Source organism: Shewanella sp. MMG014, assembly GCF_018100775.1.
In the GTDB taxonomy this organism is placed as follows: domain Bacteria; phylum Pseudomonadota; class Gammaproteobacteria; order Enterobacterales; family Shewanellaceae; genus Shewanella; species Shewanella japonica.
In genome coordinates this window covers 322,390-343,601 of sequence record NZ_JAGJDZ010000006.1, presented here as the reverse complement: position 1 = coordinate 343,601, position 21,212 = coordinate 322,390, and the positions used below count along the sequence as shown (strand labels likewise).

Genomic DNA, 21,212 nt, shown 5'->3' with positions numbered 1-21,212 from the left:
AGTGCCAGTGCCAGTGCCAGTGCCAGTGCCAGTGCCAGTGCCAGTGCCAGTGCCAGTGCTAGTGCCAGTGCTAGTGCCAGTAATTGGTGGTTGGCCATGGGTACTTGGAGTTTGTGGTCCAGGATGGAGTGGCGTTGGCTGAGTGACTTGGGCGTACGTTGTAGGGTTGGGAGTAGTCGAATCTTGATCGGGCTGCTGATCATTCTTCTGAGTAATATTCGCTTGGGCTGCTCGAAATTGACTGATATCTTCTGTTGCAGTATTGCCTGCTTTAAACGGCTCAGCATTGCCAATTCCTGTTGTTTCGGTTGAACCTGTCTCTTTGATTAGTTTATTTTCAGGCGTTGCTTGAGTAACCTCTAAAGCGTCATCTGACTGTTCTGCCGATGCAATTTGGCGAGTGGCAGTGTTAGTCTCTGTCGCTTCGGTGGTTTGATTGGTTACTAGTGATTCAACACTCTGTGGGATTTGATCAGAGGGTAAGTTTGGTTTTGTTTTACCATGCGCCAGTGAAGAGCTAACCGATTTATCGGCAACAAGATCCTGATTAATACCGACAGTTGTTTGTGGGGTATCTCGAGCTTCTTTTGCTAGGAGTTTTTTGGCTTCAACGTCAATTTTATTGGCCGCAACCTTTGCTTTTTTATCTCGTTTAATTTGTTCAGTTTGCTTAGCCGTGTTGGGCTTATTGACCTGTTTAGTATCCGTTTTTTGCTCACTATTAGGTGGAGTCTTGCCTTGGTTGTCTTGAGTCATGCTAACCTCTACCTCTCACCGAATGCTTCATTAATATTAGTAAACACGGGTTTCCATAAATATTGGAAAACACTTTTATCCCCAGTCACTATGTCTGCTTCTCCTGTCATGCCTGGGATTAATTCAAATTGACCAGGCGTGTCAAAAAAGTAGGGCTTTTCGATGGACAGTTGCACCTTGTAAAAAACGCCGCCTTTTTCATCTGAGTCAGTGCTGGGAGAGATGCGTTTGACGATGCCATCAAGCGCGCCGTATCGACTGTAATCAAAGGCATCAATTTTGATACGAGCACTTTGGCCCACTCGAACAAAGCCGATATCTCTTGGGGACAGTTTAATTTCCATTAACCCGGTTTTAGTCATAGGAACTATCACTGCAACAGTGCCTCCTGGTTGAATTACACTACCAGTAGAACTCGTAGGAATGGATTGGATAATACCGTCAACAGGCGCTGTCACTGTATTTTGAGACACCAAAGAATCAGAAGATTTAAGTCTTGCGATAACCCCCAATAACTCTGCTTGAGTGTCTGTTCGTTTTTCTCCGACATCTTTAAATAGTGAGGCTTGTTTTTGCTTGAGTTGACGTTCTAAATTAACTAGATTTTTGGAGAGTACTTGCTGTTTACTTTCCATTGATTTTAGCTCACGCATGTAGGAATCAAGCTTTTGTTGTGACTCTAAAATACGCAACTTAGATACCGCTTGTTCAGCAGTAACGGACAGCATCATTTTAAGGGTTTGTTCAGCTGTTTGTATTTGATCGCTTAATGGCGGGATTTCTGCTTTAAGACCGTCAAGTTCAGCTTGGGTTTTGGCAATATCGGATTCTGATAATTGCTCCATTGCAACACGCTCTTCATTCATACGTCTTAAAGCGGAAGTATGAAGTCGCAGTAACTCAGGGTACTCGATAGCAAATTCGCTAAAGTCGGCCTCTCTTTGTTCCGTAAAGGCATCATAACGCTCAATTCGCATGATTAAATTCGCACGTTTACTGGTGAGCTCTTCTTCTGCTGATAAGCTATCAATAGAGACAAAGCTTGCTAAAATATCGCCTTTTTTGACGACATCACCCTCTTCAACAACGACTGAGGCAATGGTGCCACCTGCGCGGCTTTGGATCACTTGTCGATGACCTAGTGGCACGACTTGTCCTTTAGACTTTGATATTTCTTCAACCTCAGTAAAAACAGACCAAATAAGCATACATAATATTGATCCTGTGATGATTAAAATGACATTGCGGATCATTTTGCGTTCAGCAGGTGCTTCAATCGCTTCAGCAAATTCATGCTTAGGCCATATTCGATTAGCTAATTGACGATTATCCATTGATTGAAGACTCCTGTTCGGCACTTGAGGTGGGCTGCTCTTGGGGCGTTTTATCTGGAATAGGGCCCGCGTAAACCACTGCGCCTTTATCTAAAATGATGACTTTATCTGCTTGTTGAATTAAGTCTTGATCGTGGCTAGTAAATAAGACGGTTGAATGTCCTTTTAGGTTTGTTAACGTATTAATCAGGGTGGCTTTTGATGTCGGGTTTCGGTGTGGTAATGGTTCATCAAGCAGCAAAAGTGGAGATTGTTTCACTAGCGCTCTAGCGAGATTAATATAGCTGCCTTCAATGGCCGAAAGCATGGCATTGTTTTCGCCCAAAAGGTCGACAGATAAATCATTATTGATGCTGTTAAAAAAGCTTTGTCCGCCAGCATCAATTAGAGCTTGAATAATTTCTTGGTCTGTAGCGTTAGGTTTAGCAATACGAATATTTTCGGCCAAGGTGCCAGGGAAAATATCCGGTTGTGAGGGACTATAACCAGCCCATTGTCTAAAAATGGCAGTATCATATTGTTTTAAATTTTTACCGTTGATGGTTACAAAGCCTGCTTGGGCATCTAATACGCCTAATGCACTGAGTAGTAAAGTGGATTTACCACAAGCGTTTGGTCCAATAATGGCCACTAATTCACCCGGTTCAATCTCTACATTTACCCCTGCTAGTGCAGGTTCACCTTCTGCGCTGTATCGAAGCGTGACATGCTGAAAAGCAACTGCTGGTGGCTTGCTATTATCTGGTGTATCCAACCTAAGTTCTGACTGCTCGGTATTGGCCTGCATGAACCGATCAAACTGTTTGACCGCAATATCCATCATGGTGAATTTTTGTTTAGAGGAAAATGCTAATTGAGCAGGACCGGTAATACGCCAAATCATCATCACGCAGGCAATTAATGCCCCCGGAGAGATGCTCTGATCTAACACTAAAAATATGCCAGTAAATACCGTAATTAATGCGGTAAAAAGACTAAGTGAATGAGCAACTGCTGCATTTAAACCATTACGTTTAGCGTATAAAAAATTCTGTCGGCTATTTTCTCTTGCTTGGCGAATAAACTTTGTTTGCCAGCCTTCGGTGTCACCAGCGGCCTTTAATTGCAGTAAGTTTTTAGATAATTCGCTCATAGCATTTTGATATTCGCCACTGATTGTCGGAGACGCTGCCTGAACATAACGAGTTAATAGTTTCATCACAAGGTAATAGAGCAGCAACATACCAATAGGCACTAAAACTAACCAACCGCTTAAAAACATGATGGCGAGTAAGGCGATGAGGGTGAATGGTAAATCCACCAAGCCTCCACCGCAGGGGCCTGACAGTAACATCCTGACCTTTTCAGCATTTCGCATTCGGGCAATATGATTGGAAATACCGACTCGTGATAGCACCATAAGAGGCATATGCAACAAACGATAAAAGGTTATTTCAGATAAGTCCCTGGCAAAGCGGTTGCTGGTTGTAGCCAGTATTTGTGCCCGTACTAAACGAGTGCTGACTAAAACACCAATTGCCAAGACACTGCCTAGTGCGATGCTAGGTAGTATTGACGGTGTTTGCCCGCCAATGACTCGATCATATACGGCCATGGTAAATAATGGCACGGCCAGACCTGTAATACTTGAAAGTAAACTGAGCCAAAATACAGGTCGGTACCATTTTGTCCGTTTACTCATTTGCGCGGCAAAAGCTTGCACGTTTTTTTTACTGCTCGGTAATGATTCAACCAGAAAAACATGAGCTTTGTCATTGAGTTGGGTTAAGTCTATTGGTTGCCATGTATTCTCACCCTGCAGATTCTCGAAAATATTTCCTTGTCGCCTGACAATGAACCCAGCTTCGTTTTCTGGAATCACAAGAAATGGATGAATCGCAAGGTGAAGATTTTTAGCTGAAGGGTGAATGACTGAAAAGCTAATTTGGTGCTTTTTAAGCAAGCGAGAGACTTCAAGAGTGTTAAAGTCATTGTGGCTATTATCACTGGCGATATTACTGGCCTGTGTATATAAGCCAAGCTGCTTGAACAGGGTGATAATGAGTGGTTTTAATTCTAATGATGCTTGGCTCATGAGCGGTTCTCCTTATTAGCTTGGCTAACCGCTTGGGAAGGCGTTTGCTCTGAAGAAGGCTCGCTATGGCCGATGATATCAATGTTTTGATCGCATATTTGGCTAAGCGCTACATAATGTGATGCGGTCACTATAGTCATGTGCTGTTTTAGCTCTTTGAGTAAAGCGATTAAACGATTTTGCGCATCGGCATCTAATGAAATCATGGGCTCATCTAGAAGCAGTATTGAAGGTTGCTGAACCACAGCTCGCACTATGGCGATAAGTTTTATCGCCCCTTTGTTGAGCATTTGGCTATCACTGTCTGCGACGAGCGTTTGATAACCGTTAGGCAGTTGGGCAATGGCATTAGTTAAACCTAGACTATCAGCAACTGCCATGGCCTGCGGTTCATATTCAGCCCGAAACATGGTCATGTTTTCTAATAAGCTTCCCGCAAATAGTGTCGGCCAAGGCGCAACGTAAGTGACTGATTGTCTAAATTCTGTGGCATTATGCTGATAGATTGGTGTGCCATCAATTGTCACCGCACCTGAAGTAATCTTCTGAAATCCTGCAATCATGCTTAAAATATGGCTTGCATGACTTAGCGGATTAGATTGAAGATTCACCAAGCTATTAGGTTCAATTTTCGTAGTAAAATTATCAATTACAGTCCCGAGGTTTTGACTACACACGGTCGTAATTTGAATTGGGCCAAAAGGAAGCTTTTGATGATATAGGGTTTCGCCTGTAAAAGGCTCTGCGGGAATTTCAGTTAAATCATTAACGTGTGACATCGCCGTTTGAGCACTAACAAGTCTTGAACGTAAACTAATGATGGCACTCAAAGGGGCAATAGCTCTACCTGCTAAAATCGAACAAGCGGCAAGCCCACCCGTTGTGAGAGAGCCATTTAACACTTCCAGACAACCAAGCATGACAAGTATCAAGGTGGTTCCCTGAGATGCACCTTGAATGACTTCTTGGAGTTTTGCTGATAGCCAGTCTACCCGTTGTTGGTTATCTAATCGTTGATAATTGATATTGTTATAAATACCAGAAAGTCGGTCTTCAAGTGATAAAGCTTTGGCTGTAGTTAAACCTGACAGCACTAAAATGAGCATTCGAGTTCGCTCAGCATCTGACAGTGCTAAATCATGGGTGGCTAAGGCTAATTGTTTGCCTATGTAATAAACTAATGTGCCTACAACAAGCCAAACGGCTATTGGAATAAAAACTAAAGGGCCGCCTATATAAGCGACTAAGGCAAGGAAAATCAGGACGAAAGGGAAGTCCATCAAAGCAACAATAGCTTGTCCTGAGTAGAGTTCTCGCATACTAGAAATACTGGCGAGGCCGTTGGCAATACGACCAGTCCCCATGGCTTCAACGTGGCGATAATTAGCTTTCATGAGCTTATCAACGACATCAGATGTTGTTGATAACTCGAAGTTGGCTGCTGATGCTGCAAGAATCCAACTACGACCATACCTAAGTAGCAGTTCAAGCAAAATAGCGACGGCGACTCCAGATACTAAAATAGTCGCAGTCCCGTAACCTTGATTAGGTAAAATTCGGTCATAAATTTGTAGCATGGTGAAAGGCAAGGCGAGCGACAATAAATTAATAAATGTCGAAGAAAGAAAAAGCTCGGGAAATGCCTTGTTCTTAGAAAGTAAACTGAAGTTTTCCTGCATCTATTCAACATCCTTATAAACACTAATTTCAATCAATTAAGCGTAGTTCACTTTGTGCGAATTACCTTTTAAATTAGTCTTGTGCGGTTAATTTTTCAACAGGAAATATGTTGTATTGGTGGTTATTTGCTTGTTTTAGACTAAAGGCTGAGTCTAAAAATATAAAATGAATGCTAAGCGCTTGGCTAAAAAGGTAAAACAAATATAGAAGTGTATAAAAAAGCCATTCACTGATTGGAATGGCTTTGGTTAGTCATGAGTTAGTTTATCATAGCGTTAAGGCTGCTGACGTGTTGCGGCAAGCGCGATTTCACGAACACAAACACTTTGTGGCATTTCGTAGGCAAATACAGCCGTTTCAGCAATGACTTCTGGTGCGACTACGCCGCCCATGTCTTCTTTCCAGTCTGCGTAGCCATCTTTAATCGCTTGATCTGTTGTGTGGCTTAATAACTCAGTTTCTACCGCTCCTGGTGCAATGGTCACCATGCGAACATCGTCCATAGCAACTTCTTCACGGATATTTTCCGTTAATGCATGTACAGCAAATTTAGTTGCACAATAAGCCGCATGGTTTGGAAAGGTTTTACGGCCAGCAATTGAACTTACGTTGATGATAGTACCTGTTTTACGGGCTTTCATGCTGGCTAAAACAGCATGAATACCATTGAGTACACCCATTACGTTGATGTTGAGCATCTTGGTCCATTCTTGTGGATCTTGCACATCTGCTTGACCTAGTAACATCACACCAGCGTTATTGATTAAACAGCCAACAGGGCCGTATTGTGTTTCAGCTTCAGTAATGGCTGCTTTCATCGCTTCAGTATCTGTCACATCAACGCTAATTGCTAAGCTATTTTCAAGTTGCAATGCCTGCATGGGTTCAAGACGGCGAGCCAATAATAGTAATGGATGTCCCTTAGCGCTGAATGCTTTGGCCATTGCTGCACCAATACCTGAAGATGCACCAGTAATTACGATAAGTTCTTTCATGATTTCGACCTCTCTTTGTTAATGAGAGAATTATAGAGCGCGATTTATTGTTGATATATAATCGATAAAGAACATAATTGTTTACGTATGACTTCTAATGAGCCAGCGTTAGCGATGACTCATTGACGTATATAGGCGGTGGTTACTGCAGAACTGTTACCATCTTATCTGCAAATGGATATTGAGAGTTAAATGAATACAGAGATAAATTTAGTGGATATCCGTGCTTTTGTGGTGATTGCAGAACAAGGTAACTTTACTCAAGCTGCGGAAGTATTGGGCTGTTCACGCTCGCACTTATCTAAACAATTATTGAGTTTAGAAACATTTCTAGGTGTCAGTTTGATTATTCGCACCACCAGGACGCAGCGCTTGACAGATCAAGGCGCGCTGTTTTTACAACAATGCCAGCAAGCATTACATCAAATTGAGCAAGCTGTGGCCACCACAGTAGATAGTGCGGAAAAATTATCAGGTAATATTTATATCAATTGTGTGGGTGGTTTTTTAGGGGAAGACATTATCGTTCCCTTAGTGAATGACTTTATCCAACTATATCCCGATATCACTATAGATCTCGATTTCAGTAGCCAACGAGTCGACTTAATTGAAGATCATTTTGATGTGGTATTTAGAATGGGCGATTTATCGGATTCAGGATTAATAGCACGAAAGCTTATTGATATTAAAAACTGTACCTTGGCATCACCTGCCTATCTTGAAAGATATGGACAGCCTACACATCCGAGCCAACTCAATAAGTATGCTTGTATCGTTGGTTCGATTAATCATTGGCGTTTTAGTCAACAGGGAGCTGTGAAAGAGCATATTGATGTTGCGATTAAAGGTAAGTTTCGGTGTAAAAATGGCCGAGCAATGAAGATTAGCGCATTAGCTGGTAATGGTATTGTCAGGTTGCCTTATTTATATTGCCATCAAGAGATACAAACTGAGAAATTAGTCGAAGTATTTACAGATTGGCAAATACCCGACACACCGTTTTATGTGCTTTATCACAAGGACAAATTTCAACCTGAGCGCCTGAAAAAATTTATACAGTTTACCCATGAACGTTTCAAATCTTATCTGCCTGATTTATAAAAATTTAGTCAATGCAGTTAATTGAAACAAGGTAAAAATGAAAATTTAGTTTGCTGATATGACATCCTTTTTTGATTATTTCTACTATCTTTATTAAACAATAAAAATAGGAAAACTGGGATGCTATCAAGACTAGCGCTACCTTTCTGTTTACTCTTGCTTGCCAATAATGTGCAAGCTAGCGGGCTTTATTTTGAAGCTCGCAGCGACAGTATGGGTGGTACTGGTGTTGCTGCCTCTAATCGAGTTGGCGCCAGTTTCATTAATCCTGCTTTATTGGCCATTCTTACTCCACATAACACCTATACCAATGATGAAATCAACAAGACCCAAGCATTTTCTTTATTACTGCCAACAATTGGCGCCGAAGGTTCTGATAGCGATAATATGATTGATAAGTTTGATTCGTTACAGGACTCTTATGATGGCCTTGAAACGGCAATCAATAACGGTGATTCCGCCGAGGTTGAAGCCTTTCGAGACGACTTGGTGTTAGATTTAGAATCACTCAAAGGCAATGTGGCGAATGTATCAGCAGGAATTGGTGCAGCCTTGGTGATACCAAATCAACGTATGCCGATGGCGGTTTTTTATAAAAGTTATATTGACGCAGTGGGTGTGGCCGATATTGCCCAGTCAGACATTGATACTTTGAACGTGCTTGACCCTAATAACCCGCCAACTGAAATCACTGACCTAGATTCTCAAGGCGTCGTGCTAGCTGGTAGTGTGACTGATTTTGGTGTGGCACTTAGCTTTCCTTTGTCGATTGTAAATATGCCTGTCAGGGTAGGGGTTTCACCGAAGTTTCAACGAATTGATACTTACCATTACTCAGTTAATGCTAACAATTTTGACGCTGATGATTTTGATGATGACAAATATCGTAACGATGAAAATCTTTTTAATTTGGACGTTGGTGTCGCATTTGAACCTATTGAAAAATTAACTATTGGGCTATCTGCCAGAAACTTATTCAGTCAAACCGTCAAAACGGTTGAAGCGCAAGGACGAGAGTTTCACTACCAAGTGGAACCATTAATTACCGCAGGCGCTGCCTACGATTGGTCATCGGTAACCTTGACCACAGATATTGATTTAGTCGACCAAACCCGATTTAAAGAGTTTGATCCTGTGCAGTATTGGCGTGTAGGCGGTGAGCTAAAAGCCACTGATTGGCTCTCGTTGAGAATGGGTTATCGACATGACTTAAAAGACAACAGTGTTGATATATATTCATTTGGTACAGGTTTTGCGATTGGGCAAGCATTTAAGTTAGACATGAGTGGTAGCTATGGTGAAGATGACGCTGTAGGGGCAGTATTACAAACCTCTTACCACTTCTGAGTGCTGACCTAACGATCGTCAGCGACTTTAATTATGGCGTGATTAACTGATAGATAAAGCTAACGTTGACTTAATTGTTAGCACGATAGCACTCAGGCCACACAGCATTAATGTTGCCATTCTGGTTTTTTCTTTGTCGACTTTATTGGTTAGTTTTCCTGCCACTAGGCTACCTAAAAACACCGACGGCAATAACATCAATGAAAGCCAAACATGTTTTAGCTCAACGAGTCCCGCCACAATGAGTATCAACATCGCAATCATAGAACTAAAGACAAAAAATATGGATAAGGCTGCACGAAACTGTGGTGCGTCTTTTCCGGCAAGTAATATTGCTAGAGGTGGGCCACCAATTGCAGCGATATTGCCAAATATTCCTGATAAAACCCCTGCTATAAACAAAGTGATCTTATTTACTGGTGCGGTAATTTTATAGATGCTAAGAATGACTGCAGTAGCCACAATAAAGGCTATCGCTAGCCCTAATACTGCTTGTGGGGCAAAAATTAATAATCCAGCACCAAGAAAACCACCAGGGACTCGACCGAGCAAGGCGTATTGTAAACCATTAAACTTGAGCGGGGTTCGCTCTCGCAATAACGTTATTAATGCAATGGAAAATCCACATGCAATAACTGGAACAGGAACAAGTTGAGGGTCAATAATGTAAAGCAGTGGACTGGCGACCACTGCTAAGCCAAAACCTATTAGCCCCTGAGTTAGTGCGCCCAGAAATATGATAACCGATGCAAGCATCAAGGTTTGCGGATCGATAAATGCCATTCTGTGCTCGTTGACTTAATTAAGGTCGGTGCAAATTTGGTACGACAAATTTTATGCGAATAGAAATGCAGAATAAAATTGAGCTTACATAAAAGTAAGCTCAATAGTGGTTATTCGTCTAAATCTTCCCACTCGATGCCCATTTTATCCATAAGAGCTTTAGCCTCACTTGGAATGCTATCTGGGCCTTCTTTAGATAAATCTTCATCGTTAGGGAGTGGCTGACCTGTATATGCGTGCAAAAATGCTTCACATAATAGTTCACTGTTAGTGGCATGGCGCAAGTTGTTCACCTGACGACGAGTACGTTCATCAGTTAGTACTTTAAGCACTTTTAACGGAATGGATACCGTAATTTTTTTAACTTGTTCGTTTTTTTTGCCATGTTCGGCATATGGGCTGATATAGTCGCCATTCCATTCAGTCATTAACTCACCTTTATACGATAGATTCGTGGCAGATTTTAACTGCTTATTTATTACAGTCAAATTATTGCTGCTATTCTATAACGAATGCAAATAGATTTCTTTATGTTTAGACGTCTAAACGTCTAATATGTGTTGACGATCTAACTTTGCTTAGGTACATTTAGCCATCTAGACATCTCTACGGTGTGTACTCTATAGTGTGTCAATCTTGAGGAGCTTACAATGAAAAAACATCGCGCAGCTACATTAGCAGTTCGCCAAGGTATCGAATCTGATACTCAGTATGGCGCGGTAGTCCCGCCGATTTACCTTTCAACAAATTATTCATTTGATGGACACACCAACCCTAGGGAATTCGACTATAGCCGCTCAGGTAATCCGACTCGTTGTGTACTAGGAGAGGCAATCGCTAAACTAGAAAATGGCGCGACAGGGATTGTAACTTGTACAGGAATGGCCGCGATTACCTTAGTGACCAGTTTACTTGGGCCTGATGACTTAATCGTGGTACCGCATGACTGTTATGGTGGTAGTTACCGACTGTTCACAAATCTTGCCAACAAAGGCCAATTTAAATTATTGGTTGTTGATCAAACTGACGAGAAAGCACTCACTGAAGCGATAGCGCAAAAGCCTAAAATGGTCTGGTTAGAAACACCTTCGAACCCACTTTTGCGGGTTGTGGATATTAAAGCCATCGTTGAAGCAAGCCATGCTGTTGATGCACTTGTTGTAGTCGACAATACTTTCTTATCTCCAATTTTACAGCAGCCATTAGAACTTGGTGCTGATATCGTGATGCACTCAACGACTAAATACATTAATGGCCACAGTGATGTTGTTGGCGGCGCCGTTGTCGCTAAAGATGCAGAGCTTGGTGAGCTATTACATTGGTGGTCAAATACCTTAGGGCTAACAGGTTCTGCATTTGACAGTTACTTAACACTGCGTGGTATTAGAACTTTAGCCGTGCGGATCCGTGAGCACCAAACTAATGCTCAGCGTGTGATTGACGTGTTGCAATCTAGTGATGTCGTTGAAAAAGTGTACTATCCCGGCTTAAAAGACCATCCAGGTCACGATATTGCTGCCAAACAGCAAAAAGGCTTTGGTGCTATGTTAAGTTTTGAGCTTAAAGGTGGCGAAGCGGAAGTGGTTGCCTTTTTAAATGCATTATCGATTTTCAGTGTTGCTGAAAGCTTAGGCGGAGTGGAAAGCTTAGTTGCCGTCCCAGCAACAATGACCCATAGAGCAATGGTGCCTGAAGCACGTTATGAAGCTGGTATTAAAGATACATTACTGAGACTATCTGTCGGGATTGAAGACGCAGAAGATTTAGTGAATGACATCAATGCCGGGCTCGCAGCAGTTGCCGCATTATAGTTCCGTGTCAGTCAGCGTTTTGCACAAAAGTTTAGTGGTTTAAGGAGTACAAAATGACCCGCAGTCATTTACATAAGTTTGGTGGTTCAAGTCTTGCTGATGCAGATTGTTATCGCCGTGTCGCCCATATTTTGTTGACTCATGGAAACTGCGACGATCTTGTCGTCGTGTCAGCTGCGGGAAAAAGCACTAACTTTCTATACAAGCTGTTGTCGCTTCGGGAAACGGGCGAATTATGGCAAGAAGAATTACAAGTTCTCATCAGCTACCAGCAAAACTTAATTGAGCAGCTGCTCTCTAACGAACAAGCCCGAGATTTACGTGAGCGTCTATCAACGGATAAGGCGCAACTGATCAGCCTGTTATCACTTGAGCAGCGCAATGAATTCGAATTAAACCAAGTGCTCAGCTTTGGTGAACGTTGGTCTGCGCGCTTAATGGCTGCGCTTTTACGTGAATCAGGTGTTGCTGCAATCAATGTTGATGCTTGTTCAATTCTCGTTGCTGACGAAGGCTTAGTGCCTAATATTCGATTAGCTCAATCACGTGAAAAAGTGCAAGCACTGCTTGAAGCGCACCCCAATGAGCGATTAGTCATTACTGGTTTTATTTGCGCTAACCAGCAAGGTGATACTCTGTTACTTGGACGAAATGGCTCTGATTACAGCGCAACCTTAATTGCGAGCTTAGCAGATATAGAACGAGTCACTATTTGGACTGATGTTGAAGGGGTGTTTAATGCAGACCCTAATAAAATCAATGATGCCAAGTTACTCAATAGTATGTCATTGGCGGAAGCGGATAGATTGGCTCATTTAGGTTCTCCTGTCCTTCACAGCAGGACATTACAACCTTTATTTGATACCAATGTCAGTTTGGCTGTTCGTTCTAGCTATGCATCTCATACTGATTTTACCTTGATTGCGCCGCAAAGCTCTTCGGCAAGTGCGCCGGTTGTAACGAGTTTAAATGAGGTCGTACTGTTTAAAATTAAGCTGCAATCACCAACAGAAAACCTGATTGAATTATTAGCGCAACAGGGGATCCTTCCTTTAGCTTATTGGACATCTGCCCACCATAAAGTTGAACTTGCTTTTACTGTTGAAAATCAAAAGCAAGTGCACACCTTACTTGAATTACACGCCCAAGCGCTTAATGTCAGTGATATTCATGTGAGCGATGAGCTTGGATTAGTCGCCTTGGTTAGCGCTGATGCCGAGCACTATCGTCGCAGTTTTGCTCGCTTACTCAGTCGTGATGCAAAACCGCTTTATCAAGATGATTTAAGCTTAGTGACCTTAGTGCCAAAATCTCAGGTGAGCTTACTCACTCAAAAAGTACATCGCCGCTGCGCAGGTCCACGAATGCGTATTGGCGTGCTGCTGTTGGGAGTCGGTAATATCGGTGAAGCTTGGATTGATTTATTCCAACGATCTTCAACAGCACTTAATCGTGAGCTTGAAGCCACTGTGCAATTAGTGGGATTACTGAGCTCTAAAGAAGCACTTATCTGCCCTGACGGAATTGATCTTACTCAATGGCAAGATAAGTTTGATACGACTGCTAAACCTTGGGATTATACGAGTCTATTTGAGCAACTAGAGCATCTCGATTGTGATGAATTAGTCGTGCTAGACATCAGTGCCAGCGCCAGCTTAACTTTACAATACCCTGAATTATTTGCCCGTGGAATTCATGTTGTTAGTGCTAATAAACTTGCAGGTTCAGGGCCATTACCATTTTACCGAGAGCTGAAACAACAGCTGAGTAACCGCAGACTATTTTGGCGTTATAACGCAAGTTGTGGTGCGGGTTTACCAATACAACACGCCCTGAATGATTTACGTAATAGTGGTGACAGTATTGAGGCGGTTGGCGGTATTTTCTCAGGCACTTTGTGTTGGTTGTTTGAGCATTATGATGGCCAAAAATCTTTTTCAGAATTGGTGATAGAGGCAAGAGGGTTAGGGATAACCGAGCCCGATCCACGTGACGATCTTTCTGGTCGTGACATGCAACGTAAGCTATTGATTTTAGCTCGTGAGATTGGCTTTGAAATTGAATTAGAGGATATAGTCTTAAACTCACTGGTGCCTGCTGCATTGGCAGACTTATCTTTAGATGATTTTTTAGCACGTATCACGGAACTTGATCAGAGTATGTTGCAGCAGTTCACTACAGCGGCAGAGCAAAATAAAGTGCTTCGTTATGTCGCCTCTTTGGACAAGGTTGATGGCAAAATGCATGCTGAAGTAGGTATCCAATGGGTCGATACAAATCATCCTTATGCCAATTTAACCCCTGGTGATAACGTTTTTGTTATTCGAAGTGCGTTTTATCAAGGTAATCCTCTAATTATTCGTGGACCTGGTGCTGGCAGAGAAGTCACAGCGGCAGCCGTTCAATCCGATCTGGTACAGATTTGTAAGGATTTACTGCAAGAGTAACTTTTAATTGCTTGTTCACCTTATGGTTAGTGTAAATGAAAGGCTTATTTCTAAACGAAGTAAGCCTTTTTTGTTGGGGGACAGTAATGCAGTGGTTGAGCCTTGTGCTACCCAAGTGCGTTATTTTCTTTAATGTTTTTGAGATATCGCAGTAAACCAAGTCATTATTAATAAAAAATTCAGCAGTATGAACTTAATTATCTGCATCTTGCTTTTGTATAAAAAACATCCTGTCTAACTGTTCTTTTATTGACTATATTGAGTAAAGCATAGGAAATGGATTATTCACAAAAGGCTGATATATGAATAAAAATCTCTGGTTTTCCAAAGTTCACTCATGGCGTTTCACCAATACAGTTACTTCGCAATGGGTACAAAGTGCAAACTTTAGTGTATCTAGGTTTTGGGCGGCGCTAATTGGCAGTACGTTAAGCCTTAGTGTTTCAGCCAGTATTCCTGAAGCGTCACCTAAAGAGCTCCTTGAAACCGTACCTGCAGCGGCTCAAGTATGCCTAAGTTGTCATGGCGTAAACGGTGAAGGTTTGGGGGTAGCAGGCCCTAGATTAGCAGGCCTTTCTAGTGACTATATGGCCCAGCAACTTTCTCATTTTCAGTCTGGTAAACGTCAAAATCCGACGATGATGGCAATGGCTATGACGGTGCAGGGCGATACCATTAAATTAGTCTCAGATTTTTTTGCTGCAAAACCAGTCGCTGAAATTAGTTTGCAGTATCGAGGTGATAAAGTTGTCATTAGCGATATAGGCGAGAAACTGGCTTTTCAAGGTGATTGGGAGCGGGAGATCCCAGCATGTACCAGTTGCCACGGTCCGTCAGGTATTGGTGCAGGTCAATTTCCGCGGTTAGCTGGCCAAGAACCCACCTACTTTAAAAATCAATTATTGGCATGGCAAAAAGGCACCCGTACAGGGGATGTTGACAACATGATGGGCAATATTGCTAAAAAGCTCTCCGCTGCAGAAATTGATGCATTAACTCAATACTTTTCGGCTCAGAAATAAGGACATACTATGAAGCTATATTATTTTTCGGTGGCTGGTGTGTTGCTCAGTATGGGATTATCAGCGACGGAGTTACCCGATAGACAAGCTCAACTTCCTTCTGTTCCAAAAGATGCTAATGCCCAATATTTAACACCGAGTGCGTTATCTGCGATTCCTAAAGGGGAGTTTGGCGACAAAGTCACAAAGGGGTATCAGTTGTTTGTGAATAGTCAGCAAATGCGCAATCAGTATGTTGGCAATGAATTGAACTGTGTAAATTGCCATATGAACGCCGGAAATAAAGCGAATGCTTCGCCACTTTGGGCGGCTTATATGGCCTATCCTGCCTATCGTAAAAAAAATGACAAAGTGAATAGTTATCAGGAGCGTATTCAAGGTTGTTTTACTTACTCAATGAATGGCAAAGCCCCTGAATCAGGTAGCGATGTGTTAGTTGCTCTGTCGGCTTATTCATATTGGTTAGCGATGAGTGGCTTGATGAATCAATTTAATCTTACTGGTGATGTACCAATATTGTCAGATGCTGAGTTGCTAAAAGGAGGTAATCGTCCTGAGTTTCCATTACCTGAGGTTATTAGCGCGAAGCGAGATCAAAAAGCGTTAACGATGCTGCCTGGTCGCGGCTTTCCTAAGTTAGATAAGCCGGAAAAGCCCTACTCAATAGAGCGAGGTCATTCAGTCTATCTTGCACATTGTCAGGCTTGCCATGGTCAAGATGGTCAAGGAGTAAAGATGGCAAAAGTGAGTGCTCTTCCGCCATTATGGGGCCCGCAGAGCTATAACTGGGGAGCAGGTATGCATCGAGTGAATACAGCGGCTAACTTTATTTATGAGAATATGCCATTAGGAAAGAGTATTCAGCTTTCAGTCCAAGAGGCTTGGGATGTAGCAGCATACATTAATGCCCAGGAACGACCTCAAGATCCGCGCTTTAAAGGAAAGATAGAGCAAACGAAAGCCAGTTTTCATCAACATGATGGTTATTATGGCAAAAAGCCTCAAAATGTACTTTTAGGCGAAAAGGCTTATCCTAATTTCCCTGAGGCTAGTCAGTAAGCCTGATTGGAAAAGTCATTGGGAAAGTCATTGGGAAAGTAGAAACGCTGAATAAATGGCAACGCAGTACAGTAGCATAATAAAACGTATTTGGTTGAGGTATCACCTCTACTGCTAAGGCAGAGGATTATATGAGCTGCATTATTATCTACTGTGCTATTTTTATAGTGTAGTGCCACACTCAATTTCGTTATCAATCATAAAATGAATATCATAGAAAGTTGTATCGCATTATCCTTGCTTATACATCTAGCGTTGCCTGCGAACCAATCGTTAATATTCCTACTATCGAGTTAATCCTGTGAAGACACAAATTGTTGAAATCTATCATCCTCAAGAACAAGTAACTCAAGAGAGGATATCACTGAATCAAGCTAATGTTGTTGAACCTTTAATTTGTCCTATCTGCAATAAGCAAAATGCTTGTGCTGTCAGCAAAGGTTTATCTATTGAGGCGTGTTGGTGTCTTTCTCTTTCAGCTCGTGGCACCATTTCTGCTGCTGTTAAAGCGCAATTGAGGGGAAAAGCTTGTGTGTGTCAGCCTTGCTATGAGTCTCTTTGCAAAAAGTAGTGTTGCTATTTTGTTAAAATAAAATTGTGGTGTCAGGAATGATTGATATACTTAATCATTACTTTAATTAGGAAAAACACCATGATAAAAAAAATACTCCTAGTTGTTGCTATCATAATTGCAATCCCATTTATCGCGGCGATCTTTATCAAAAAAGATTACTCAGTTGAGCGAACAATTGTGATTAACCAACCTAAAGCGATTGTGTTTGATTATGTAAAACACCTCAAGAATCAAAATAATTTTAGTAAATGGGCGCAAATGGATCCCGATATGGAAAAAACCTATCGTGGGACAGATGCAACGGTTGGATTTGTGTCAGCTTGGGCAAGTGATAATCCAGATGTTGGCGTCGGTGAACAAGAGATAATGGCGATTGTTGAGGGAGAGAGGATTGATTTCGAACTTAGATTTTTAAGCCCTTTTGAAGCAACAGAGCCTGCATATATGACCACTGAAGCCTTGTCTGACAATCAAACTCGACTTAATTGGGGGTTTAAAGGGCATCTCGATTATCCGATGAATTTGATGTTTCTGTTCATGGATTTTGAAACGATTATAGGCAATGACTTACAGCAAGGCTTAGATAGCTTAAAGTTGATTTTGGATTGAATGGGCTTAAGTTTTATTGCATTGCTTGATATTTCTAGGGCGATATAAACACCAAACTGTGAAGGCACTACAATATTAGTAGTGCCTTTTTTATTTATTTAGCCTAATCAATTGACTGATTTATTGAGATTATTGCATTTAATACCTTTGCTTTTAATGATGATGTTTCCAATTTGTGTGTAATGCAGGTAATCTTAATTTTTCTTTAAATGACTTAGCCCTATTGAGTGAAATAGCGGATGAATCAAAAGAAAAACAACTAAAAATAATAACAAGAAATAATTAACGCATTATGAGGTTTTCAATGGAACAAGTGACGGCATTTGTAAATACAGTTAATGGCATAGTGTGGGGCGTTCCCATGTTAGTGATGATTTTAGGAGTGGGATTATTTCTGTCTATCGGACTGAAATTAATGCCAATCCTAAAATTAGGCACAGGCTTTAAGTTATTATGGTCTGGTCGAGATTCATCCGACGATAAACATAAAGGTGAAATTAGTCCGTTTAACGCTTTAATGACTTCACTTTCGGCAACCATTGGTACAGGTAATATTGCCGGTGTTGCAACCGCGATATTTCTTGGTGGACCAGGCGCGTTATTTTGGATGTGGTGTACGGCGTTAGTCGGTATGGCTACCAAGTTTGCAGAAGCTGTCTTAGCGGTTAAATTTCGTGAAAAAGATGGAAATGGTAATCATGTGGGCGGTCCCATGTATTACATCAAGAATGGTTTAGGCAGCAAATGGGCTTGGTTAGGCACGTTATTTGCGCTTTTAGGCTCTCTTGCCGGTTTTGGTATAGGTAACACTGTGCAAACCAACTCAGTTGCTGACGCAATGAGCAGCAACTTTGGTGTGCCTAACTGGATTACTGGTTTAGTGCTGATGGTGCTTGTGGGTGCTGTATTGATGGGTGGTATCAAACGCATCGCAGACGTTGCCGGTAAACTTGTCCCTTTAATGACCCTATTTTATATCACAGCTGGCTTAGCCGTGTTAGTTGTTTATGCTGACCAAGTACCAGCCGCATTTCAGTTGATTATTCATAGTGCATTTAACCCTGTAGCTGCCCAAGGTGGTTTTGCAGGTGCCGCTGTGTGGGCTGCTATTCGTTTTGGTGTCGCTCGTGGTGTGTTCTCAAATGAAGCTGGCTTAGGTAGTGCGCCTATTGCCCATGCTGCTGCGCAAACCAATGAGCCTGTTAAACAAGGCTTAGTGGCGATGTTAGGTACGTTTATCGACACGATTATTGTTTGTTCGATTACCGGTTTGGCTATTATTGTATCGGGAGCATGGACTTCGGGTGAAACAGGCGCTGCGTTAACATCCTTTGCGTTTTCACATGCACTGCCTATGGGAAATTATATTGTTGCCGTTGCATTAGCTGTATTTGCTTTTACGACCATCCTAGGTTGGAGCTTTTACAGTGAAAAATGCATGCAGTATTTATTTGGTGATAAAGTCGTCAAGCCATTTAGATTAATTTGGACCTTAGTGGTACCGATTGGTGCTGTGAGTTCGCTTGAGTTTATTTGGTTACTTGCAGATACATTAAATGCCATGATGGCTATTCCAAACTTGATTGCATTAGCATTGTTAAGCCCTGTGGTATTTGCACTAACCCGTGAATACTTTGCTAAACAAAAGCAGTTAAATGCGCAAGGATAAAAAATGGATTAGGCATACACTGGGATGTGTATGCCAACAAAAAGGGATTTTATGAAGATAGATAACATTATAAGCGTATATACAATCTGTTTGCTGAGTGTCGTGCTTGCTGGTTGTAATGGCGTTAAATTTCGCACCAATGCAGAAGAGTATGTAGTCGCTAAGGTTGAGGCTTCAACCGTTGATTTGTATTCACCAAGTGAACTTTATAATCACGAAAACGACCCATTAGGTGAAGTGTTTACTTCTTTTTGCAGTGTGTCGGCAGATCATTTGCGTTATCCGATTCCAAGTCTAAGCGCATTGAAAAACGATTTAAGAGGTCAAACGGCTGATAGGGGCGGCAATGCACTGGTTATCACTGAATGTGGTGAGCAGAAGTATCCGACTTGCACAGTATATCTGGAGTGCACAGGCTTAGCGTATTACCTTAAGTCGTGGGATTAATTTGGCAAGCTAAGTAAGGTTAAGTGAAGTTTAAAAATCATCTTCTAAGTCGTCACCTAAACTTTTACGTAATTCTGCTTGTTCAAGATAGTCATCTAAGCGTCGTTTAACTTGACGTTTTCGTTCAATAATTTCAGCTGAACGTTTATTTCTTGGTGATACCATTGCGTCGATTTCTGTATCGTTAGGAATGCTTTCAGTAATATTAGCCATTATTCTACCCTCTATTTCATGCTTATTTGTGGTGTCCCTGTGTGACAAATAAGCTGTAAATATCAAAGGTAGCCTTTAGCCGTGCTTTGATATCATGGGTATTGAGCGCTGAAGCTTACGATATTCCTGTAAAACAACCACGAAGAATATGCATTCAAATTGCACCCAAAGGTTTACTTACTCCTATAAATTCAATGTAGCAGTTATTTATTTTTTTGCTTAACGCAGTTATCAAAAAGTTTCTTTGACACACAAAAACGCCACTCATTAGAGTGGCGTTTGAGGTGTAACAATTGGCACGATGCCGACCTAAGCTAGTTCGTATTGGTGCCAGATTGAATGACTATGGCTTATAAACCAAAGCTGTACGAGTAGCCTAGTACAATTTTTGCGTCGTCATCATCTAAATCTGTATCAGATGCAGTAAATGAAACAGTACCGTAATCAGTATCAGAGCTTAACGATACATTGTATTCTGAGTAGCTATCAGTACCATACCAGCTAGTAATGATATCGCCATCTGAATAACCGTAATGCACGCCTAAAGACAGTGATTCAGTTAGTGGGAATGTGAGGTTAGCTTGTGCATACATCATGTCTTTTGAATCAAGTGGATCAGAAGCAATATCATCGCCGCCATTGACAGTGTGTGAATAAGAAACATCTAACCATTTCCATGCTAAACCAACAGTGACTTCACCAAAATCAACACTACCAGGAGAATCTGGGTAGGCATAATAAAGGTAGTTAATATCGTAGCTTAAATCTTCAGTGATATTACCACCGTAACCTGCGTAAATATCTAACTCGTAACTTGTGCCATCACCAAAATCAACGTTTGAAGCCCAACCACCGACATAAAAGCCAGAATCAGCGGCATAATCAATACCACCCTGTACAGCTGCACCGTTATCAGTTTGGCTTACACCACGCCATAGGTAGTTTGACGTCGCGCCGATATTACCGGTGACTTCTGCTAATGCAGAACCAGATAATAATAAGCTTGTAGATAGCGCAATAGCTTTATATAAGGTTTTTTTCATTTTCATTCCCTCAAAGTTTTTATTATTCATTTCACCTGTTGCTTGATTATCGGGCAGCAAGGTTCAATGTTGATTTCATCTGTATGAGTTATTGCTAATGATGTGCCATGTTTATAAATGCTTTACTATTAATGGTTTATGTTCTTTCGCACTATGATGTAGCAAAAATGTTGCATGGTATTGAGGCAGGGGTGCACTTTTTTTGTGCAGTTTTGGGTCGGATTTCTAATAGAAAGGTGATCAATAGA

The 21,212-nt window shown here is 41.6% G+C and carries 19 protein-coding genes; 10 read left to right on the top strand and 9 right to left on the bottom strand.

All coding sequences use genetic code 11. From position 1 onward, the window contains the following. From J8L86_RS12370 to J8L86_RS12350, 5 genes are all read right to left on the bottom strand, one after another. Positions 1 to 756, bottom strand: a 756-nt coding sequence (locus J8L86_RS12370) for a hypothetical protein (protein ID WP_211030548.1), incomplete at its 3' end; no start/stop codon positions are given. Positions 757 to 764: 8 nt separating this feature from the next. Then, a complete protein-coding gene (locus J8L86_RS12365) occupies positions 765 to 2,090 on the bottom strand; it encodes an HlyD family type I secretion periplasmic adaptor subunit (RefSeq protein ID WP_211030546.1) in 1,326 nt (441 codons plus the stop codon). Further along, a complete protein-coding gene (locus tag J8L86_RS12360) occupies positions 2,083 to 4,164 on the bottom strand; it encodes an ATP-binding cassette domain-containing protein (RefSeq protein ID WP_211030544.1) in 2,082 nt (693 codons plus the stop codon). The genes J8L86_RS12365 and J8L86_RS12360 overlap by 8 nt, the downstream gene beginning before the upstream one ends. Further along, positions 4,161 to 5,843, bottom strand: a complete 1,683-nt coding sequence (locus J8L86_RS12355) for an ABC transporter transmembrane domain-containing protein (RefSeq protein WP_211030542.1) — start codon at positions 5,841 to 5,843, stop codon at positions 4,161 to 4,163. The genes J8L86_RS12360 and J8L86_RS12355 overlap by 4 nt, the downstream gene beginning before the upstream one ends. Positions 5,844 to 6,119: 276 nt before the next feature. Continuing rightward, on the bottom strand, positions 6,120 to 6,839 hold the full coding sequence (locus tag J8L86_RS12350) for an SDR family oxidoreductase (protein ID WP_065109754.1): 720 nt from the start codon (positions 6,837 to 6,839) through the stop codon (positions 6,120 to 6,122). 192 nt (positions 6,840 to 7,031) lie between these two features. Between J8L86_RS12350 and J8L86_RS12345 the strand changes: the two genes are divergently transcribed. Together J8L86_RS12345 and J8L86_RS12340 are read left to right on the top strand one after the other, a co-directional pair. Further along, positions 7,032 to 7,940: a LysR family transcriptional regulator gene (locus J8L86_RS12345; protein ID WP_065109755.1), complete on the top strand. Its 909-nt coding sequence runs from the start codon at positions 7,032 to 7,034 to the stop codon at positions 7,938 to 7,940. 120 nt (positions 7,941 to 8,060) lie between these two features. Next, positions 8,061 to 9,287, top strand: coding sequence for a conjugal transfer protein TraF (locus tag J8L86_RS12340; protein ID WP_211030540.1), 1,227 nt, complete (start codon positions 8,061 to 8,063; stop codon positions 9,285 to 9,287). A 42-nt stretch (positions 9,288 to 9,329) separates the two neighbouring features. Here the strand turns inward: J8L86_RS12340 and J8L86_RS12335 are convergent, their stop codons facing one another. Further along, positions 9,330 to 10,070, bottom strand: coding sequence for a sulfite exporter TauE/SafE family protein (locus tag J8L86_RS12335; RefSeq protein WP_211030538.1), 741 nt, complete (start codon positions 10,068 to 10,070; stop codon positions 9,330 to 9,332). 110 nt (positions 10,071 to 10,180) lie between these two features. Beyond that, positions 10,181 to 10,498 (bottom strand): met regulon transcriptional regulator MetJ, encoded by a 318-nt coding sequence (gene metJ / locus J8L86_RS12330; RefSeq protein WP_055022728.1) that lies wholly within the window; start codon positions 10,496 to 10,498, stop codon positions 10,181 to 10,183. 222 nt (positions 10,499 to 10,720) lie between these two features. Between metJ and metB the strand changes: the two genes are divergently transcribed. The 8 genes from metB (at position 10,721) to J8L86_RS12290 (ending at position 19,708) form a co-directional block, all read left to right on the top strand. Further along, positions 10,721 to 11,881: a cystathionine gamma-synthase gene (gene metB, locus J8L86_RS12325; protein WP_055022727.1), complete on the top strand. Its 1,161-nt coding sequence runs from the start codon at positions 10,721 to 10,723 to the stop codon at positions 11,879 to 11,881. A 53-nt stretch (positions 11,882 to 11,934) separates the two neighbouring features. Continuing rightward, positions 11,935 to 14,328, top strand: coding sequence for a bifunctional aspartate kinase/homoserine dehydrogenase II (locus tag J8L86_RS12320; RefSeq protein WP_211030536.1), 2,394 nt, complete (start codon positions 11,935 to 11,937; stop codon positions 14,326 to 14,328). 302 nt (positions 14,329 to 14,630) lie between these two features. Then, positions 14,631 to 15,350, top strand: a complete 720-nt coding sequence (locus J8L86_RS12315; RefSeq protein WP_211030535.1) for a c-type cytochrome — start codon at positions 14,631 to 14,633, stop codon at positions 15,348 to 15,350. Between the two features lie 9 nt (positions 15,351 to 15,359). Beyond that, the gene (locus J8L86_RS12310) at positions 15,360 to 16,409 is read left to right on the top strand and encodes a c-type cytochrome (protein ID WP_211030533.1); all 1,050 of its coding nucleotides are present in this window, start codon (positions 15,360 to 15,362) and stop codon (positions 16,407 to 16,409) included. 301 nt (positions 16,410 to 16,710) lie between these two features. Beyond that, on the top strand, positions 16,711 to 16,980 hold the full coding sequence (locus J8L86_RS12305) for a cysteine-rich CWC family protein (RefSeq protein WP_211030531.1): 270 nt from the start codon (positions 16,711 to 16,713) through the stop codon (positions 16,978 to 16,980). Between the two features lie 81 nt (positions 16,981 to 17,061). Then, positions 17,062 to 17,592, top strand: a complete 531-nt coding sequence (locus J8L86_RS12300; protein WP_211030529.1) for an SRPBCC family protein — start codon at positions 17,062 to 17,064, stop codon at positions 17,590 to 17,592. 304 nt (positions 17,593 to 17,896) lie between these two features. Continuing rightward, entirely contained in the window at positions 17,897 to 19,261 is a 1,365-nt protein-coding gene (locus tag J8L86_RS12295; RefSeq protein ID WP_055022722.1) for a sodium:alanine symporter family protein, read from the top strand. Between the two features lie 51 nt (positions 19,262 to 19,312). Continuing rightward, entirely contained in the window at positions 19,313 to 19,708 is a 396-nt protein-coding gene (locus J8L86_RS12290; RefSeq protein WP_156669180.1) for a hypothetical protein, read from the top strand. Between the two features lie 30 nt (positions 19,709 to 19,738). Here the strand turns inward: J8L86_RS12290 and J8L86_RS12285 are convergent, their stop codons facing one another. After that, positions 19,739 to 19,921 carry a hypothetical protein gene (locus tag J8L86_RS12285; protein ID WP_055022720.1) on the bottom strand — a complete coding sequence of 61 codons (183 nt, stop codon included), beginning with the start codon at positions 19,919 to 19,921 and terminating at the stop codon, positions 19,739 to 19,741. A 350-nt stretch (positions 19,922 to 20,271) separates the two neighbouring features. Continuing rightward, a complete protein-coding gene (locus J8L86_RS12280; RefSeq protein WP_065109762.1) occupies positions 20,272 to 20,964 on the bottom strand; it encodes a TorF family putative porin in 693 nt (230 codons plus the stop codon). Between the last annotated feature and the right edge of the window lie 248 nt (positions 20,965 to 21,212).

Excerpts from the sequence above, each read along its gene's own strand:
- J8L86_RS12365 (WP_211030546.1), bottom strand. The coding sequence starts at position 2,090 with ATGGATAATCGTCAATTAGCTAATCGAATATGGCCTAAGCATGAATTT.
- J8L86_RS12360 (WP_211030544.1), bottom strand. The coding sequence starts at position 4,164 with ATGAGCCAAGCATCATTAGAATTAAAACCACTCATTATCACCCTGTTC.
- J8L86_RS12355 (WP_211030542.1), bottom strand. The coding sequence starts at position 5,843 with ATGCAGGAAAACTTCAGTTTACTTTCTAAGAACAAGGCATTTCCCGAG.
- J8L86_RS12350 (WP_065109754.1), bottom strand. The coding sequence starts at position 6,839 with ATGAAAGAACTTATCGTAATTACTGGTGCATCTTCAGGTATTGGTGCA.
- J8L86_RS12345 (WP_065109755.1), top strand. The coding sequence starts at position 7,032 with ATGAATACAGAGATAAATTTAGTGGATATCCGTGCTTTTGTGGTGATT.
- J8L86_RS12340 (WP_211030540.1), top strand. The coding sequence starts at position 8,061 with ATGCTATCAAGACTAGCGCTACCTTTCTGTTTACTCTTGCTTGCCAAT.
- J8L86_RS12335 (WP_211030538.1), bottom strand. The coding sequence starts at position 10,070 with ATGGCATTTATCGATCCGCAAACCTTGATGCTTGCATCGGTTATCATA.
- metJ (WP_055022728.1), bottom strand. The coding sequence starts at position 10,498 with ATGACTGAATGGAATGGCGACTATATCAGCCCATATGCCGAACATGGC.
- metB (WP_055022727.1), top strand. The coding sequence starts at position 10,721 with ATGAAAAAACATCGCGCAGCTACATTAGCAGTTCGCCAAGGTATCGAA.
- J8L86_RS12320 (WP_211030536.1), top strand. The coding sequence starts at position 11,935 with ATGACCCGCAGTCATTTACATAAGTTTGGTGGTTCAAGTCTTGCTGAT.
- J8L86_RS12315 (WP_211030535.1), top strand. The coding sequence starts at position 14,631 with ATGAATAAAAATCTCTGGTTTTCCAAAGTTCACTCATGGCGTTTCACC.
- J8L86_RS12310 (WP_211030533.1), top strand. The coding sequence starts at position 15,360 with ATGAAGCTATATTATTTTTCGGTGGCTGGTGTGTTGCTCAGTATGGGA.
- J8L86_RS12300 (WP_211030529.1), top strand. The coding sequence starts at position 17,062 with ATGATAAAAAAAATACTCCTAGTTGTTGCTATCATAATTGCAATCCCA.
- J8L86_RS12295 (WP_055022722.1), top strand. The coding sequence starts at position 17,897 with ATGGAACAAGTGACGGCATTTGTAAATACAGTTAATGGCATAGTGTGG.
- J8L86_RS12290 (WP_156669180.1), top strand. The coding sequence starts at position 19,313 with ATGAAGATAGATAACATTATAAGCGTATATACAATCTGTTTGCTGAGT.
- J8L86_RS12285 (WP_055022720.1), bottom strand. The coding sequence starts at position 19,921 with ATGGCTAATATTACTGAAAGCATTCCTAACGATACAGAAATCGACGCA.
- J8L86_RS12280 (WP_065109762.1), bottom strand. The coding sequence starts at position 20,964 with ATGAAAAAAACCTTATATAAAGCTATTGCGCTATCTACAAGCTTATTA.